The 16,431-nt window shown below is 60.3% G+C and carries 15 protein-coding genes and 1 pseudogene; 6 read left to right on the plus strand and 10 right to left on the minus strand.

Annotation, left to right across the window (positions count from 1 at the left end):
- On the minus strand, window positions 1–903 hold a 903-nt coding region (gene yidC, locus BN871_RS04760), incomplete at its 3' end, for a membrane protein insertase YidC (protein ID WP_157060203.1).
- Window positions 858–1,232 carry a hypothetical protein gene (locus BN871_RS04765; RefSeq protein ID WP_021882194.1) on the minus strand — a complete coding sequence of 125 codons (375 nt, stop codon included), beginning with the start codon at window positions 1,230–1,232 and terminating at the stop codon, window positions 858–860. The genes yidC and BN871_RS04765, both read right to left, overlap by 46 nt.
- Before the next feature lie 125 nt (window positions 1,233–1,357).
- Between BN871_RS04765 and BN871_RS04770 the strand changes: the two genes are divergently transcribed.
- Complete coding sequence (locus BN871_RS04770) at window positions 1,358–2,179, plus strand: phosphotransferase (protein WP_048744854.1); 822 nt, start codon at window positions 1,358–1,360, stop codon at window positions 2,177–2,179.
- Window positions 2,180–2,271: 92 nt separating this feature from the next.
- Window positions 2,272–2,463: a hypothetical protein gene (locus tag BN871_RS04775; RefSeq protein ID WP_021882196.1), complete on the plus strand. Its 192-nt coding sequence runs from the start codon at window positions 2,272–2,274 to the stop codon at window positions 2,461–2,463.
- A 345-nt stretch (window positions 2,464–2,808) separates the two neighbouring features.
- On the opposite strand, the gene BN871_RS04780 is transcribed toward BN871_RS04775, so the two are convergent.
- Both BN871_RS04780 and BN871_RS04785 read right to left on the minus strand, forming a co-directional pair.
- Window positions 2,809–4,692: an ABC transporter ATP-binding protein gene (locus BN871_RS04780; protein WP_048744855.1), complete on the minus strand. Its 1,884-nt coding sequence runs from the start codon at window positions 4,690–4,692 to the stop codon at window positions 2,809–2,811.
- A complete protein-coding gene (locus tag BN871_RS04785) occupies window positions 4,689–6,476 on the minus strand; it encodes an ABC transporter ATP-binding protein (RefSeq protein WP_083436245.1) in 1,788 nt (595 codons plus the stop codon). Before BN871_RS04785 ends, BN871_RS04780 begins: the two co-directional genes overlap by 4 nt.
- Window positions 6,477–6,667: 191 nt before the next feature.
- On the opposite strand from BN871_RS04785, the gene BN871_RS04790 reads away from it, so the two are divergent.
- Together BN871_RS04790 and BN871_RS04795 are read left to right on the plus strand one after the other, a co-directional pair.
- The gene (locus tag BN871_RS04790; RefSeq protein WP_048744856.1) at window positions 6,668–7,186 is read left to right on the plus strand and encodes a CcdC protein domain-containing protein; all 519 of its coding nucleotides are present in this window, start codon (window positions 6,668–6,670) and stop codon (window positions 7,184–7,186) included.
- Between the two features lie 18 nt (window positions 7,187–7,204).
- On the plus strand, window positions 7,205–7,534 hold the full coding sequence (locus BN871_RS04795; RefSeq protein ID WP_021881828.1) for a hypothetical protein: 330 nt from the start codon (window positions 7,205–7,207) through the stop codon (window positions 7,532–7,534).
- 361 nt (window positions 7,535–7,895) lie between these two features.
- Here the strand turns inward: BN871_RS04795 and BN871_RS27460 are convergent, their stop codons facing one another.
- The 3 genes from BN871_RS27460 to BN871_RS04815 all read right to left on the minus strand — a co-directional run bounded on the left by BN871_RS27460 (window position 7,896) and on the right by BN871_RS04815 (window position 11,210).
- A complete protein-coding gene (locus BN871_RS27460; protein ID WP_232312812.1) occupies window positions 7,896–8,684 on the minus strand; it encodes a transglycosylase SLT domain-containing protein in 789 nt (262 codons plus the stop codon).
- Window positions 8,685–9,020: 336 nt separating this feature from the next.
- Window positions 9,021–10,553 (minus strand): MFS transporter, encoded by a 1,533-nt coding sequence (locus tag BN871_RS04810; protein WP_048744857.1) that lies wholly within the window; start codon window positions 10,551–10,553, stop codon window positions 9,021–9,023.
- Window positions 10,554–10,622: 69 nt separating this feature from the next.
- Window positions 10,623–11,210: a TetR/AcrR family transcriptional regulator gene (locus BN871_RS04815; protein WP_048744858.1), complete on the minus strand. Its 588-nt coding sequence runs from the start codon at window positions 11,208–11,210 to the stop codon at window positions 10,623–10,625.
- Window positions 11,211–11,359: 149 nt separating this feature from the next.
- Here BN871_RS04815 and BN871_RS04820 point away from each other — a divergent pair, with 149 nt between their 5' ends.
- Window positions 11,360–11,845 (plus strand): GAF domain-containing protein, encoded by a 486-nt coding sequence (locus BN871_RS04820; protein WP_048744859.1) that lies wholly within the window; start codon window positions 11,360–11,362, stop codon window positions 11,843–11,845.
- A 241-nt stretch (window positions 11,846–12,086) separates the two neighbouring features.
- A complete protein-coding gene (locus tag BN871_RS04825; protein WP_048744860.1) occupies window positions 12,087–12,905 on the plus strand; it encodes a DUF817 domain-containing protein in 819 nt (272 codons plus the stop codon).
- Window positions 12,906–13,061: 156 nt separating this feature from the next.
- Here the strand turns inward: BN871_RS04825 and BN871_RS04830 are convergent, their stop codons facing one another.
- The 3 genes and pseudogenes from BN871_RS04830 to BN871_RS26565 form a co-directional block, all read right to left on the minus strand.
- Window positions 13,062–13,580, minus strand: coding sequence for a DinB family protein (locus BN871_RS04830; protein ID WP_048744861.1), 519 nt, complete (start codon window positions 13,578–13,580; stop codon window positions 13,062–13,064).
- Between the two features lie 160 nt (window positions 13,581–13,740).
- Window positions 13,741–14,427 carry a queuosine precursor transporter gene (locus tag BN871_RS04835; protein ID WP_048744866.1) on the minus strand — a complete coding sequence of 229 codons (687 nt, stop codon included), beginning with the start codon at window positions 14,425–14,427 and terminating at the stop codon, window positions 13,741–13,743.
- 395 nt (window positions 14,428–14,822) lie between these two features.
- A pseudogene (locus BN871_RS26565) lies at window positions 14,823–16,431 on the minus strand (exosporium glycoprotein BclB-related protein); the annotation flags it as partial.

Consider the following 16,431-nt stretch of genomic DNA (forward strand, 5'->3'; position numbering starts at 1 on the left):
CGCCAGCGCGAGCCCGCCGGGAGCAGCCGGACCGCTGTCCGCCGCCTCCGGATGTCCGGGCTCCGCCAAATGGCGGAACAGCCGCTGCCCAAGCAGCGTCTGCAGGATGACGATGATGCCGCCGACGGCCCAGTACAGCGGCAGCGCTGCGGGAGCCGTGAAGGAGAAGAAGCCCATCATGATCGGCGATAGGTACATGATCCAGCCCATTTGGCGCTGCATGTCCGTCTGTTCGACGCCTCTCTGGGATACTTTGGCTTGCACGAAGTATACGGCGGCGGCCAGGAAAGGCAGGATGATGTCCGGCTTGCCCAGCTGGAACCACAGAAACGTGTGGCTGGCCAGATCGGGGCTCATCCGAATGGCGTAATACAGCCCCGTCAGAATCGGCAGCTGGATCAGCATCGGCAGGCAGCCGATGGCCAGCGGATTGTAGCCGTGCTTTTTGTACAGCTCCATCATTTCCTGCTGCTGCTTCTGCATCGTCTCCGGCGACTTGTCGGCATGGCGCGCCTTGAGGTCGTCGAGCTCCGGCTGCATCCTCTTCATCTTGCCCTTCATGATCTGCTGGCTCCGGTACTGCCGGAGCATGAGCGGCATGAGCACGAGACGCACGAGCAGCGTGACGGCGATCAGGGCGAGGCCATAGTTGTCGCTGAAGAAAGAAGCGAGGTGCTCCAGCACCCAGGATAGCGGATAAACGACGTAATGGTTGAAAAATCCCGGTGTATCCGAGTCGATGGTTCCTTTGGCTCCGCATCCCGCGAGCAGCAGCAGGCTGCCCGCGGCGGCGATCGCCTTGGCCGGACGGCTCCAGAATTTGCGCTTGCGCGGAGCTTCGTTCCGGCGGTTGTTCGTTACCTCATCCGCAACCGCGAATCGGCGGTCCTTGTTCGTGTCCATGAATAATATCCTCCCCATTCGTTGGCTGAGCGGCCTTGGAAGAGGGAGAGGCAATCCGCTCCGTCATCATCGGGGGAATCCTTGCGCTTGGACAGGCGGACCAGCCGCAGCCGCAGCGGGCTTGGAATCGCGGCGCTCTTCGGCGCCCCCGGAGGCGCGAAGCGCACTCCGGAGGGGCGCCAGCCGCCATCCTGGACGGCATCATGGAACCAGGCAAAATAATAATAAGCCGCGGAGCAGACGATGCCGATGGACCAGATCCACGACAGCAATTCATGAAGCTCGAACAATAAACTCACCTCCCGGTTCAAGTACCTTGAGCGTACCATAACCGGGCTCTCCCGCGCTACAGAGGCCCGATTCCTTGTCTGGGAGAAGAAGGATTATGGAATCGTTTCCAGAATAGGTATTTTGTACGAGAACCTTGCCTCTAGGATCGGAGATGAAAATACCCATGGAGCATGCACCCGGAGCGGTACTGGCACAGGGCCGTACCGCGCAAATCCGTCTTTATGGGCAGAACCGCCTGCTGAAAATCTTCAAGGAAGGCATGCCGCGCGCCTATGCCGAGTTCGAATTCAAGGCCGGACGCTTCGCGGTCAAAGCCGGCCTGCCCACTCCCAAGCCGGAGCAGCTGCTGGAATGGGAAGACCGCCCCGCCATCGTCTACGAGCGCCTGTCCGGCAGCACGATGCTGCGCCGGCTCGTTCAGAAGCCGTGGAATCTTTTCCGCGATGCGGCTCATATGGCTCGTCTACATGTAGCCGTGCACCGTACGGGCGCCGGACCGGACTCCGGGCTGCCCTGCCTCAAGGAAGCGCTGCGGGAGAAGATCGAAGCGGCGCCTATTTTGTCCCGCGAAGAGAAGGAAGGCGTTCTCGCCAGCCTGGAGAAGCTGCCCGTCGGCCGCCAGCTTCTCCACGGCGACCTTCATCCCGACAACATCATGATCGACGGCCGCAAAGGCTGGATCATCGACTGGATGACCGCCAGCTACGGCCACCCTGCCGCGGATGCCGCCCGCACCGTGCTCATGCTGCGCACGGGCTCGCTCCCGGAGGAGTCCTCTCGCGCCTTCGAGCTCATTCTGACCTCCGTCCGCAGATTGCTGCTCTCCCGCTATCTTCGCACCTACCTGCGGCTGAGCGGCTTGGAGCGCGGAGAACTCGAAGCCTGGATGCCGGTTCTCGCTGCCGCGAGGCTCGCCGAATGGCTTCCGCCCGACGAGAAGCTGTCCCTTGCGGGCATCGTCCGCGACAGCCTGCGGCCGGCCTGATGATCCGGTTTCACGGGTTCTGATTAGGTTGATTGAATATAGGAGAAACTGAATCTATCCGAGTTCACTGTAGGAGATGGAGGATCCGCCTTATGTCTACCTGGACGCTGCGGTATGCGGATGGGCAGGATGAGCAGCAGCCGGAGCTCGTGTTCCAGCGCCAATCCGAGCTGAATGACTATATCCAGTCGCTGACGGTCAGCGACGTGCTTCGAATTCGCGTCTACGACGCGGATATGCGCAATATGTGCGGAAAAACGTATGTGTATCATTATTTGCTCTGAATCGGCATCCATACGCTTCGCTTGTCCGGTCCTGCCAGATGGCAGGGCTTTTTTGCCCAAGCCGGCAGGCCCTTCGACCTGCAGCCAGGGAAAGGAAAGGGAGCGACCGCATGAATGCGAAGATGGTCCCGATGAATGAAATTTCCCAAAGGTGTCCGTTACCGACTTTCTGCTTTCTTGATGCAGGCCGTTTGAGCTTATCCCTGATTGCAATGGAGCCGGAGCGCCAAAAAAAAGGAAAGAGACTGTCCGTAGTCATGTTCATGACTTGCGGACAGCCTCTTCTTGTAAGGTCCTAAAGCTGGTGCGATTCCGCTCTGCACGGACAATCGGCCATTCATCCATTCAGCCGGTTTCTTCGCCGTACCACAGCTGGCGGAAGCTGTCGCTTGTCTTCAGCAGCTCCTCGGCCGTGCCTTCCGCCTCAACCTTGCCGCCGTTCATCACAATGATGTGGTCTGCATGGGTCAAAGCAGCCTTGCGGTGCGAAACGACGAGGCAGGCCGCGTCCCCTTTCTCGGTGAACAGCCTCTCCCACAGCCGGCGTTCCGTCTCCACGTCGAGAGCGCTCGACAAGTCGTCGAACACATACAGCTGCGCGTCGCGCACCAGCATGCGGGCCGCCGCCGTGCGCTGGGCCTGGCCGCCCGAGAGCTTGACGCCGCGAGGCCCGACCATCGTGCTGAGGCCATGCTCGAGATTGTTCATGTCCTCTTCCATCACGGCCGCATGCAAGGCGCGCTCCACGCCGCCCGGGCGATCCTCCGCTCCCAGCAGGATGTTGTGCCGCAGCTGGTCGCTGTACAGGCGCGGAATCTGGGCGGTGTACGCGCTCTGCGGCGGCACGAAGAAGTCGGCCGGATTCCCGACAAGCTCGCCGTTCCAGCGGATATCGCCGGCCTCGGCCGGCAGGAGGCCGAGCAGCGAGCGCACGAGCGTCGTCTTGCCGCTCCCGATCATGCCCGTAACGACAGTGAAGGAGCCCCGCCGGATGTTCAGATCGATGCCTTCGATGCCGCGCCCCGTCTCCGGATAGCGGTATGTAAGCCCCCTTGCCTCCAGCATTTCCAGCGGTGGCGCCTGGAAATACGGCAGCTCGTCGTCCATGTTCCGGCTTCTCCGCACGGAAGCCGGCCGGCCAGCCGTTCCCGTCTCCGGTCCGCCTGCGCCAGGCGCCGCTTGCTCAGCGTGATGGGAAGCCGGGAATGCCGCCCTGTCCGGCCGTCCCCCGACACGCTTGCCAAGGCCGATATATCGGGCCGCTGTCAGAACAGAAGCCGGCGCCCCCTGCAGCATCGCCTTGATGCGCTCGAAGCTGACCGCCATCTGTTTGTAGTAGGTCATGAAGTTGCCGACGTTCGAAGTCAGCTGGGTGACGAAGGTGAGGTAGTACACGAACAGCGACAGGTCGCCGACGGTGAAGCCTCCACTGCGCATCTTATAGCCTGCGAGCACGAGAATGAGGCCCGTCCCCAGATTGACGGAGTTGGTGAACACGGACGACAGCGTTTCGGTCAGCAGCTTGTCCTTGACCATATTCTGGCGGCGGTTCTCGCTCAAGGCTACGAACCGGTCCACGATGCGCTTCTCTGCGCCCGCCACTTGAATGGCCTGCACGTTGGAGAACATCTCGCTGATCGCGCCCGTCACCTTGGCCGTCGATTCCCGGCTGGCGGCGCGGAACTTGTGGATGCGCGCCGTCGCGATCTGGGCCGCCGTGACGACGAGGATGAGCGGCACGAACACGAATACGGTCAGTTGGGCGTCGATCGAGACGAGAATCCAGCTCGCAACGACGACAAAGCCGACGAGGCCGAGCGTGTCGACCGACCAGCTCATCGCTTCCTCCGTATGATCGACGTCGTCGCGGAAGTTGCTGATCGCCTCGCCCGGCGAAGTCGGAATCGCCCTCGCGCCCGGCTGTCTCAGCACATGGGAGAGCATATTGCGACGGATCAGCATCGCCATCCGGAAGCGGAAGTTGACGTCGGTCAGGAAGCCTCCGAAGATCAGGGCGATCCGGGCCAGCGCCGCGGCGACGAGGAGAGCCGCGATCGCCCATACGCCGTAGGGGAACTCGTACGTTCCTTCCAGATGGTCGAAATAGGCTTTGGTCAGCAGGCCGGGCACGAGAGGAGCCATATGGATAAGCGACCAGGTCAACAGGTTGAGCAGATACAAGCCGGGCCGGTAGCCGATTAGCCGCCAGAAAAAATGTCTAGTCTTCATGCCAGCACCTCCTCCATCCCTACAGCCAGCATGCGGCTGAACCGCGACTGCGGATCGGCTGCAAGCTCCTCGCGGCGTCCGCTCTCCAGCATCCGGCCGTTCTCGAGGATCAGAATCCGATCGGCCCGCTGGATCGTCGCCAGCCGGTGGGCGATGATGATGCAGGTCTTCTCCTCCAGCAGCCGGTCGACGGCCGCTTCGATGCGGGCTTCCGTCAGAGGGTCGAGACGCGAGCTGGCTTCGTCGAGAATGACGAGGCCGGGATTCGTCAGGAAGACGCGGGCGAAGGCGAGCAGCTGCGCTTCTCCGGCCGACAGGCTGCCTCCGCCGGAGGCGAGCATCGTGTCCAGGCCGTCAGGCAGCGCCTCATACCAGGCGCCGAGACCCAGATCCTTGAGCACCTCGGCGATCCTCTCCTCCCGGATGCTGTCGTCGAACAGCGTCAGGTTGTCGCGGACGCTTCCCTCCAGAATCTCGATGTTCTGCGTCACCATCGCCACCTTGCGGCGCAGCTCGTGGAGCTTGAACTGGCGGATGTCCGTCCCCGCCAGCTCGATGGCGCCCGACTGCGGATCGTAAAAGCGCAGCAGCAGGCGCGCGATCGTCGTCTTGCCGCTGCCGGTCCGTCCCAGCAGGCCGAGCGTCTGTCCCGGCTCGAGCCTCAGCTGCAGATGGTCGAGCGTGGCGCGGCCGCCTTCCTCGTAGGCGAATTCCAGATCGCGGAATTCCACCGCGAGCGGCCCATCAGGCAGCGGAGCTCCCGGCCCGTCCTGGATCAGCGGCTTCGTCGCCAGCAGATCGCGCACGCGCATGAGGCTGGCGTCCGCTTTTTGCAGATCCTCCAGCTGGGTGCGGATCTTCTCGATCGGCTTCGCCAGCTGCTCCGTATAATAGAACACCAGATAGATGGAGCCGATCGTCAGGCCGCTCTGGCCGTTCTTCCACAGGATCGCGCAGACGATGAACGCCGCCGCGTTGCCGAGCGCGAACACCAGGATCGTCGTGCTCCACATCATGCAGAATCCGAGGAAGGCCCGCATGCGGATAGGCAGCATGCGGCGCGTCATCTCATAGAAGCGGTTCATGACGTAGCCCGCCGCTCCGTTGGCCCGGGTGTCCTCGGTGCCCTCCAGATGCTCCCCGATGAAGCCGTAGAACTCGGCGTTGATCTGCCTCCAGTTCTTCCACACGGGCACGTTGAACTTGCGGATCCACTGGATGACGTAGACGGCCCCGACGACGAACGCCGTCATGACAAGTCCGATCCAGAAGCTCTCGCGGAACAGCAGCGCCAGGATGCCGAGCATCAGGACGATGTTGCCGGCCAGATGGATGATGAAGCTGGAGAAAAAATTCGCCAGCGCGTTGACGTCGCCGTCCACCCGCTCGATCAGGGAGCCCGACGTCTGCGTCTTGTGGAAGCTCATATCCAGCGACAGGCAATGCTCGGCGAGCTCCGCGCGCAGCTTGTTCGTCGTCGTCCAGCCGAGATTCTCGCTGAAGTAGGCCGCCGCTACCGATACTCCCTGCTGAAGCAAAGAAAAAGCGATGAACAGACCCGCCGCATAGTACAGCGCCGTGATGCTTCCTTGGCTTTGGGCGCTGTCGATGAAATACCGGATAATCTGCGGATTGACCAGCTGCAGCCCGATCGAGACGAGCAGCAGCGCCGCAAGGCTCCACAGCAGCCGGCGCTGCGGAAAAACGTAGCGGGCCAGCATCTCCCGGTAGACGCCCCAGCCCTTGGCGGGCTTGACGGCACCCGCCGTTTGTTCCCCTGACATACGAACACTTCCTTCCATTCCGTTACTGTACTTCAGCCCCCTCTCGATCGTCAATGGCGAATTCGGCCTAAACCAAAGTTGTCGTTGAAATAAAATTTCGAGCCTATTCGCTATTGTATGGAATTGGGAATAAGCCTACACTTATCCTATACAGCAATCCCGCCCCAGCGGCCGCTCAAGGAGTGAGGAATTTGAATTCGGAAATGCTAGGCACCTATGGCTTCATCCTGCTTGTACTGCTTCTCGTCTACTGGCGCCGTTCCGTGCGCTCCTCCCAGGCCCGTCCGATCCGCGCCGGCGGGTGGCTCATGATGCTGCCGATTCTGTTCGTGCTGCTCGGCTTCTTCGCCAGCGTGTCGTCCCTGTCTGCAACCGGCCAAGCCGTGCAATACCCTCCCCTGTGGGAGGAGCTGTGCGCCGTGCTGATCGGGATCGCGCTTGGCGCCGTGATGCTGTACCATACCGGATACGAGCTGAATGCGGACGGGCGCGTCTATACGAAGCCGAATGCGAATTTCAAGTATGTCATCCTAGCCGTCATCGTTCTCAGGCTGGCTTTGTCCCGGTACCTGCAACATTTGCAGCCGGGCCAATTCGTCTTTCTCACGATGTCGATCGCCGTCTGCTACATCGCCGTATGGAGGATCGGAAGCTTTTTCAAATACAGAACAGCGATGAGCCCTCTAAAGAACGGGTCCATCGAAAGATAGAAAGGAGGAATCCGGCCTATGGAGCGTTACCTGCTCAAAACGGCCCTGTACACGTTTCTGCTCGGCCTGGCCCTGGGACTGCTCCTCGTGCCCGACTCCGTCACGCAGATTTCCGGTCGAGTAAAGAGCGTGGCCGAGCTTCCATTGCGGGACTACATCCTGAACCTTCTCCGCTTTGCCGTCCGGATCGCGCTGGCCGGTCTCGCGCTTGGAGCCATCTGGAAGTGGTCCGGCCGCGAGCCGCAGGAAGGGCCGTCCTTCGCCCGCAGCTATGTCAAGGGATTCGCGATGACGGCTGCCGCCATCGCGGTCCTCTTCGCCTTGGCAACCGTATTTTCAATCTTATAAGAAGGGGAATGGCCATGAATCCGGAGCCGTGAAGGAGCCTTGGCAGCGGGAGCATGCCGCCCGGCTGCGAGGGATCGTCCATGAGGCGATCGACGCCCCTATGGAGCGCATCCAGTACAAGGCCCAAGCCGGCCTCTGCCTCAGGGGGAGATGCCGGCTTTTGCATGTGCAGAAATTGCGAGGAGCGGTTCCTGCCGATACCAGCGCTGGCGGACTCCCCCTCACAATGGAAGGGAAGTCCGCCAGCCTTGGCCTATAGAGCCGCCCTTTATAGTCAGCATGCGGCAAGGAAGAAGAGGGGCCGATCATAATGAAAAACAACGGTGCTTCTCATGGGCGCCCTGGCCCGGATTCGTTCGTCTCAGTTCACGCCGCCGTAGCTGCGGTAGGTGGCATAGACCTCGTCAGCGTATTGCTCGGCATGGATGACACGGCCGTAGGAATCCGTCGCTCCCGGATACCAGTTGGGTCCCCCGTTGTAGAGCGCCAACCCTTTCCAGATGTATCCTCCCCTATTGATCATATCATTTAGAATCATGGCTCCCATATACACTTGGTCCTGCTGATCGCCGTGGTTGTAGGCATGCCCGAATGTAGAGAGGAACTGGCTGGAATAGCCGTTTCTTGTGTTGGGCTCCACCTGCATCAGTCCATCCGCACCGGATGGACCGGATGTATAGGTGCCATAGTTCGTTTCTTTTTTGATCACGGCACAGAGGAGCAAAGCGAAATCGCCGTTTTTGCCAAACCGATTGTCCGCATTCACCGCATAGTTCCAAATATAGCCGGGAGCTTCGGCAGGCTTGGATACGCCCGCGCCCGTAGAGCCGGTGCTGACAAGGTTGTATGCTTCCCATGAGCCGCCTACAGCAGCTCTGTTCGCCGCCAGAACCGCGCCGTTGTTCAAATCGGTCGATACATACTGATTGTTGGCCAAGGCTCTTAGCGCGATGGTTCCGTCCGCCAAGACGACCTTCGTGAATTTCTCCCATTGCTGGATGCTGGCGCTTCTGGCAATCAGCTTGGCTCCTTGATTAAGATCGGCCGCCACATACCTGTTGTTGGCCATGGACAGGAGAGAGATGGTGCCATCCGAATTGTTGATCACCTGGAATTGTTCCCATGCGCTGGCCGAAGTCCGGTTGGCCACTAAAGGATTGCTGCCATAATTGTCGGCACTGACATAACTGTTGTTGGCTCGGGCTTGGAGGCTGTATAGAGTCGCTGCGGATGCTTTGGCTGGCGGAAATGCGATCATCAAAATACCGACCAGAAGCGCTAACGTAAAAGCCAGCTTTTTTTGGAGGAAAGAAGGAAGACTCATCAGGAACACAACCTTTCTTTGAAATATAATCGATTACATTTGCGAAGCCAAAACAGGATGATCATTCTATCGCTGGCTATTCCTCCTTTCTGAACTGGCGGCGACCCATGGGATAGCGGTTCATCATACGATTAATATGCATTTCTATTTTTTTCAGAACGACTATGGCTGCCGGCTTGCAGCGCTCGACGATGGCAAGGGAGACGGCAAGCCCGGTCCGTTCTCCCCGTCTTGCCTTAAATAACCAGTGGAATAGACGGGCAGCCGCTTCTCCGGAATGACGCGCCCGCCGTAAGCGAGCGGTCTGCGACCTGCCAGCTGGACTGACAGCCGCAGGCCTGATAGGCCTGCGGCTGTCTCTTTATCGATCAGCCTTCCGCCGCTGCCGGGCGCCCCCCCACTGACGGATGCGGCGGCCCGGCATTTCAGCAGCGCGCCGTACTCGCGCTTGAACCCTACGGAATAAAAGGCGGCGTAGAGCACAAGCAGCAGGCCGAGAATGTTCAGCACCACCATCGCCGCCGACATGCCGAAGGCATAGCTGAGCACTCCGAGCCCGGTCATCGGAACGATAAAGCCGGAGTAGGCTGCGAGGTAATAGGTCGTGATGACGCGCGGACGGTCTGCGGGGCGGGGCAGCTCGCCGGCGAAGCGAAGGCTGGCCTGGAAGGACCAGCCGCTGCCGAGCGCCTGCAGGCCGACGCCAAACCATAACAGGCCGAGGCTTCCTTCATGGCCCGAGAGCACGACTGTCCAGGCGCCGGCTGCCAGAATGAGCAGCCCGGCCCGCAGGCGCACGACGGGATTCAATGGAAGGGGAATCAGCTGCGTCAAGGCGCCGCCTCCAAGCAGCAGCAGCACCAGCAGGCCGCTGATGGAGAGATTGGAGCTGTGGAGAACGTTCGTGACGAATGTCGGAATGAGCGAGAGGACAATCCCGTTCAAGGTGAAAATGGTGAACCCCGACAAAGCGCTCATAGTCCAGAAATGTCTGCCGATGGATGCCGGGACGCCGAGCAGCGCGCCCCGGCGCTCACGGCTCTTCCCTTCCGCTCCGAGCGCGCTTGCGGCATCGGCCGCAGGAATTCTATGGAGCCCGGCTCCGCTTGCTGCATCTCTATCCAAGTCCGGCGCCTGTACCCCTGTGTTCTCCTCCTCATGCGAATGGAGCGTCTCCAGCACAGCCGCGCATGCCAGCAGAAGGGCGATGAACAGGGCATACGGGAGCCGTGAAGGCATGACAGGAGCATACTGGGCGAACAGTCCGGTAATGGCGGGCCCGATTCCGAAGCCGAGGGAAACGGTCATGCCGGACAGCAGAATCGCTTTCCCCGTCCGGGACGACGGCGTGTGGCGAAGCAGGAACGGGGTCGCCGTTCCCGTGAACAGGCCGTATGCCGCTCCTTCGGCCATTCTCGCCGCATACAGCATCCAGGCGTCGGTACTGAGCATGAACAGAAGCGACGAGGCGATCGACAGCCAGATTCCGACCCGTATGACCCGCTTGTGCCCCCAGGAAGCGGCACGGACTCCGGTCAGGAGCAGGACAGGAAGCAGGACGGCCGCGTAGCTGGCGAACAGCAGGGTCAGCTCCAGGCTGTTCAGGCCATAGTCCCGATGGTACAGCGGAAACAAGGAGGACACCGATGTGGCGACCAGCGACATGATGATGAGGATGCCGAGCATTCTTTTCATTAGAGACACTTCCTTTCGGTTGGACAGGTTATTGGAACGATCGTTCAAAAAAGAGCGCGCAAACGCCGCTCAAAATACGGCATTCACAGCCATCCGGCATACATCCTCCAGCATGCTCCGACCCGCTTCCGTGCGTGCGGTGACATGAATTCCCTGCTTGATGGCAAGCAGGAAGCGCGCCGCCTCTCGAGGCTGCAAGCCATCCTTGGTCAATCCGCGCTTCGACGCATCCTCCAGAAAACGCAGCAGCACGTCTTCGGTATAGAGATGATAACCCTCCACACGCTGCGCGATCGAGGGGAGACGGACCGACGAGCCTAGCGTCGTGTTCGTCATGAAGCACCCTCTGCCCCGGGAAAAGTTCACGAGCGAAGACTCGACGACCGCATCGAAGAACAGCCGCAGCTGCTCCTGCGGATCTTCTTCCCGGCGTTCCAGGATCCGGTAGAGCCCTTGCTCCTGCAAGGCGCGGAAACGATCCATGCAGGCGGTGAAGAGCGTCTCCTTGTCTCCGAACGTATCATAAAGGCTTCCCCTGTTGATGCCCATGGCAGAGCACAGCCCCTGCACGGATGCGGCTTCGTAGCCTTGATCCCAAAATGCTTCCAGCGCCTGGTCCAGCGCCTTCGCAGGGTCGAACTCCTTCGGTCTGGCCATCCTGCACCTCCATTTTGTTCCTATCGGCTTCAAGTTTTAGTCCAGTATATTCGTTTCAGAACGATCGGTCAATAACTGGACCTCCATGCCATTTACCGCAGTGCCGCAGATATGATATTGTAAGTCCACGAAGAAAGGGGAAGAAGCAAATGTTCCATACAGTCACTTACGACGGAACCCGCGAAGAGCAGTACGGGACGGTCATCCGCCAGCTCGAAGCGCTGATCGAGGACGAGCCGAACGCCATCGCCAACCTGGCGAACGCCTCGGCGCTGCTCGCGCAATTCCTCGCCGATATCAACTGGGCGGGATTCTACCTGCTCGACGAGCAGGGACTCGTGCTCGGCCCGTTCCAAGGGCTTCCGGCCTGCGTCCGCATCCCGGTCGGGCGCGGCGTCTGCGGCACCGCGGCGGAGCGCAAGGAAACGATGCTCGTCCCTGACGTGCACGCCTTTCCGGGCCATATCGCCTGCGATGCCGCTTCGCAGTCGGAGATCGTCGTGCCTCTGTTGACGGCAGACGGCCGCCTGATCGGCGTGCTCGACATCGACAGCCCGATCCTGAACCGCTTCGACGATATCGACCGCGTGCAGCTGGAGCGCTTCGCAGCCGTACTCTCGGCGCGGCTCGGCTAGTCGGCGTCCGGCTCCTTGTGCCGCCATTGCAAGACGAAGCGTGGCCTGGACGAGAATCATTCCATGAAGCTCCGCAACTATTCATTGGAACAGGACCGCTGCCCGCGGTCCTGTTTTTTTGCCGACATCCTTTTTTGCCGCCAAGCCGCGTAAGCGGGCAAGCTTCCGCTTCCGGCTTCCCTGCTCGTGTGGAAACTTTTTTCCAACCCCATTCGTTCATGGCTTCAAAGGAGCTGAAATCATGCTGAAAAGCCTGACCGGCCGCTTCGGAGCCTGGTCTCCGGCAGCAAGCCTCCGCACCCTGCTGGCCTTCGGCTGGAGCCAGGCGCTCAGCTGCGCCTTTCCGATTGTCATCTTCGCTTCGCTCGGAATGACCAAGCTTGTGCATGTTCCTGGATTATCCCGCTATGATCTGCTCCTCGTCATCTGTCTGGCGGCCCAGGCGGCGATGATATGGACGCGGCTGGAGACATGGGATGAGCTCAAGGTCATCACCTTGTTCCATCTCATCGGCCTGGCGCTGGAGCTGTTCAAGGTAAACATGGGTTCATGGAGCTATCCCGGCGAGGCCTGGAGCAAGCTCGGCGGCGTTCCGCTCTACAGCGGCTTCATGTACGCCAGCGTGGGCAGCTATATTTGCCAGGCCTGGAGAAGGCTCGGCCTTCAATTCCACCGCTGGCCCAATTCCTATGCCGCCGCAGGGACGGCCCTGCTGATCTATGCCAATTTCTTCACCCATCACTGGCTGCCCGACCTTCGCTGGTGGCTGACAGCTCTGCTTGCCCTCTTGTTCTGGCGCACGACCGTCTCCTATACGGCGGGAGGCAGAACGATGCGCATGCCGATGCTGCTCAGCTTCGCGTTGATCGCTCTGTTCATCTGGATCGCCGAAAATATCTCCACCTTTCTCGGCGCCTGGCGCTACCCCGACCAGGAGCTGGACTGGACGATGGTCCACTGGAGCAAGCTCAGCTCCTGGTTCCTGCTCGTCGTAATCAGCATTCTGATCGTCGCCCAGCTGAAACGAATCAAAGCCCACGGAAACGAATCGCAAGCCTGACCGCGGGAGAATCCATCTGGCAAACGAAATTATCCGCGGATGCTCTTCTGTCCGGACCTCATCTAGAGAAGCCGTCCCATGGTAGGCAGGCGGTCCAATCTCCAGGATGAAATTCGCAAAGAGAGAGCCGGGGAACTGCCCCCGGCTCTCTCTTCTCTATTCCCTCAAATAACGCTCACGCAGGATGTTCAGATGGTGCTTCTCATGCCCGGCAATGACGCAGGCCAGGAGCAGAACCGAATGCCGCAGGCCGTTGGCCACGCCTTCGCGCTGCCAATCTTCCGGCCGCAAGCCGCGAAGCAGCGTCAATGTCGCCTGCCGCACAGCGGAATAGTCGGCCGCGGCCTGAGCCCTCGTCCAGCTGGTGAAAGGCCCCTCGGCAACCAGAAGATTCTCGTCGTAGCCCGGCAGCTCCGTGGCATCGCCGCGTGCGAAACGCAGAAGCCGGTAGGCCAGTATCCGTTCGTTGTCGGCCACATGGCCGATGACTTGGCGAATGCTCCATTTGCCCGGCGCATAGCGGAATTCCAGCTGTTCCTCCGCAAGCGTATCCAGCAGGCCAAGCATGTCGGCTTGCTGTCCTTCCAGAATGGCGAGCAGGTCTCCATCGGGAACGGCCCCGACATAAGGCTTCTCGTAATCGGGCACTTCATGGTTCTGCGGTCTCTCCTGCATAGGCTGTCCACCTCTCCTTGTCTTGGAAGGAATGAATTCGACATCCAACGCTTTTTCCCTTCCAAAATTCATCCGCTGCCGCAGCGAATACGCCTTCTAAACGGCAGCAGCCCGGCCGCAATTATGCGGGCCGGGCTGCTGCGGCTGCCCCCGAGCGGCTTTATTCGTCCTTGAACCGGAACGTTCGCGCCAGATAGAGCACCGGAGTCGAAGCGATGGAGATGATGAACTTCATCACGTACGTAGTCAGGAAGATCTGAATCCAAATATCCCATGTATACCCGCTGACTCCTGCAAACGCGATCGTGCAGAAGACGAGCGAATCCACGAACTGGCTCAAGATCGTGCTTCCGTTGATGCGGATCCAGAACTGGTTGCGTCCGCCGAAGCGCCGTTTCAGCACCGAGAAGACGCGCACGTCCAGGAACTGGCTGATGAAGTAAGCGCTCAGGCTGGCCAGCGCCAGACGCGGCATCAGGCCAAAGATGGTCGACAGCGATTCGTGGGCGAAATCGGTCTCCGCCGGATCAAACTTGAGCACCATCTGCATGAGGATCGTTGTGGCGATGAGAATGAAGAAGCCGAACCATACCGCCTGGCGGGCCTCCTTGCCGCCGTAGCGCTCGTTGATCAAGTCCGTCGTCATGTAAAGCGACGCATAGATCGTGTTGCCGAGCGTCATGACGATGCCGAACATGGAGATCGTCTCCGTCACCTGGATATTCGCGACAACCGTCGCGAAGCCGATCCAGGCATAGAGGCCTTTTTTGCCGAAGAAACGATAACACGCCAGGAACAGCGCGAAGTTGACCAGGACGAAGAACACGCCCCAGGTGAAATTGAACATGAACATACTACCCCCTAGTTTTGGTGACGCGGGATGGTTACGAACCGCGTGCGGCAAATGGACGCAGCCGGAAGCTTGGAGCTCCCGGCCGCGTCTCCGCCAAAAAACCTGTATCATCATAGCACAAAGAGGCTTCCGTGTCTTGGCTTGGAATCCATTGCCGCCTTGGAGGGTCCGACGTTCGTGAACGGGCGGGCTTGTCCCTTCCGGCACAGAAGGAGGCGGAGCGGGCAGCGCCGCCGGAGGCGAAAAAGCCTGCGGCGAAGATTCCGCTCCGCCGCAGGCCGCATTCCCGGTCATGTTAGACGGACAGAACCCGGCCATGATCGGTTTTAGTTCATGGAAAAATCTTTATATGAATCCAAACTGGCTTCATCCTTCTTTCATCACCGGAATCAAGTGATCGCCAGCCCCGCGCTCGCATAACCCGCCGCCGTATTGACGAGCGTCAAACCCGTCGCCGTCGCCGAGAAGACCAGCAGCAGTCTAGTCTGTGCGGTTACCGGGATGGACAGACCCGACGTCAGGCCGTTGCTGACGGTTCCGATCGACAGAGTCCCGGTAAGAGCCGGCGCGAGCGAAACGACAGCTCCGGCTACCGGGCTGAAAGTATTATTTGGTGTCGCCGAGCTGTACAGCGTAGCCGTGATTGTAATCGTAGAGCCGATCAGACTTAGCGAAGCCGTTGTGCTGAAATATGCGGCCAAGGAAGTAATCGTACCCGCACGCGGAACCGAGAAGGCAAAATTGAGCAGCGTCCCCGCCGCGCCCGTCAAATCAATCGTGGCACCTCCGACATTGACGCTCGACACGGAGTTGCCAAAACCGACAAGCCCGCCCGTTCCGGCAAGCCCCCCAGCAATCGTCGTCAATGCGACAGGAGTGCCGGATGCGAAAGGAATGATGGCCCCCGTACCTGCAATACCGGTTGACCCCGTAGTTCCTGTTGCTCCTGTTGCTCCTGTTGTTCCTGTTGAACCTGTGACTCCTGTCGCTCCTGTTGGTCCTGTTGGTCCAGCACCACCTGTTACCCCGGTTGCCCCTGTAGTTCCAGTTGCTCCTGTTAAACCTGCAGCTCCTGTTGCTCCCGTTGCTCCGGTTGCTCCCGTTATTCCTGTTGGTCCAGTGCCGCCTGTTACCCCGGTTAATCCTGTGGTTCCTGTTGCTCCTGTCGCTCCCGTTGGGCCTGTGGCTCCTGTTGCCCCGGTTGAACCTGTTAATCCGGTTGCTCCTGTTGAACCTGTGGAGCCGGTTGCCCCCGTGATTCCCGTAATTCCAGTCGCTCCGGTCACGCCCGTTACCCCGGTTGGTCCAGTGACACCTGTTACCCCGGTTACTCCTTGGGCTCCGGTTGCTCCGGTTGCTCCTGTTGCCCCGGTTGCCCCGATTGAACCTGTGAATCCGGTTGTTCCGCTTGGTCCTGTGGCTCCCGTTACCCCCGTTGCTCCTGTGACTGCCGTTGCTCCTGTTAAACCTGTGACTCCGGTTGCTCCAGTCAACCCTGTTGCTCCCGTTAGGCCCGTGTCCCCTGTAACACCAGTAACACCTGTAATTCCTGCGGCTCCCGTTGTTCCTGTTACGCCTGTTGCTCCTGTGACTCCGGTTGCCCCCGTTACTCCTGTGCTTCCCGTAATTCCTGTTGCTCCGGTTGGGCCCGTGTCCCCTGTAACACCCATAACTCCTGCGGCTCCAGTTGCTCCTGTTACGCCGATTGTTCCTGTGACTCCGGTTGCTCCTGTAGCTCCGGTTGCTCCAGTCAACCCTGTTGCTCCGGTTGGGCCCGTGTCCCCTGTAATACCCGTGACTCCTGTCGCTCCCGCTCCCGTTGCACCCGTCGCGCCGACCGCTCCCGTGGCTCCCGTGTCCCCGGCCAGCCCTGTCGCTCCTGTCGCCCCCGCTCCAGTTGCACCTGTCGCGCCGACAGCCTCCCGTGGCTCCCGTGTCCCCGGTTGCTCCGGCCCAGCCCCGTGCGCTCCTGTCGCTCCCGCTCCCGTTGCACCCGTC

This window comes from Paenibacillus sp. P22 (assembly GCF_000469945.2).
Lineage (GTDB): Bacteria > Bacillota > Bacilli > Paenibacillales > Paenibacillaceae > Paenibacillus_O > Paenibacillus_O humicus.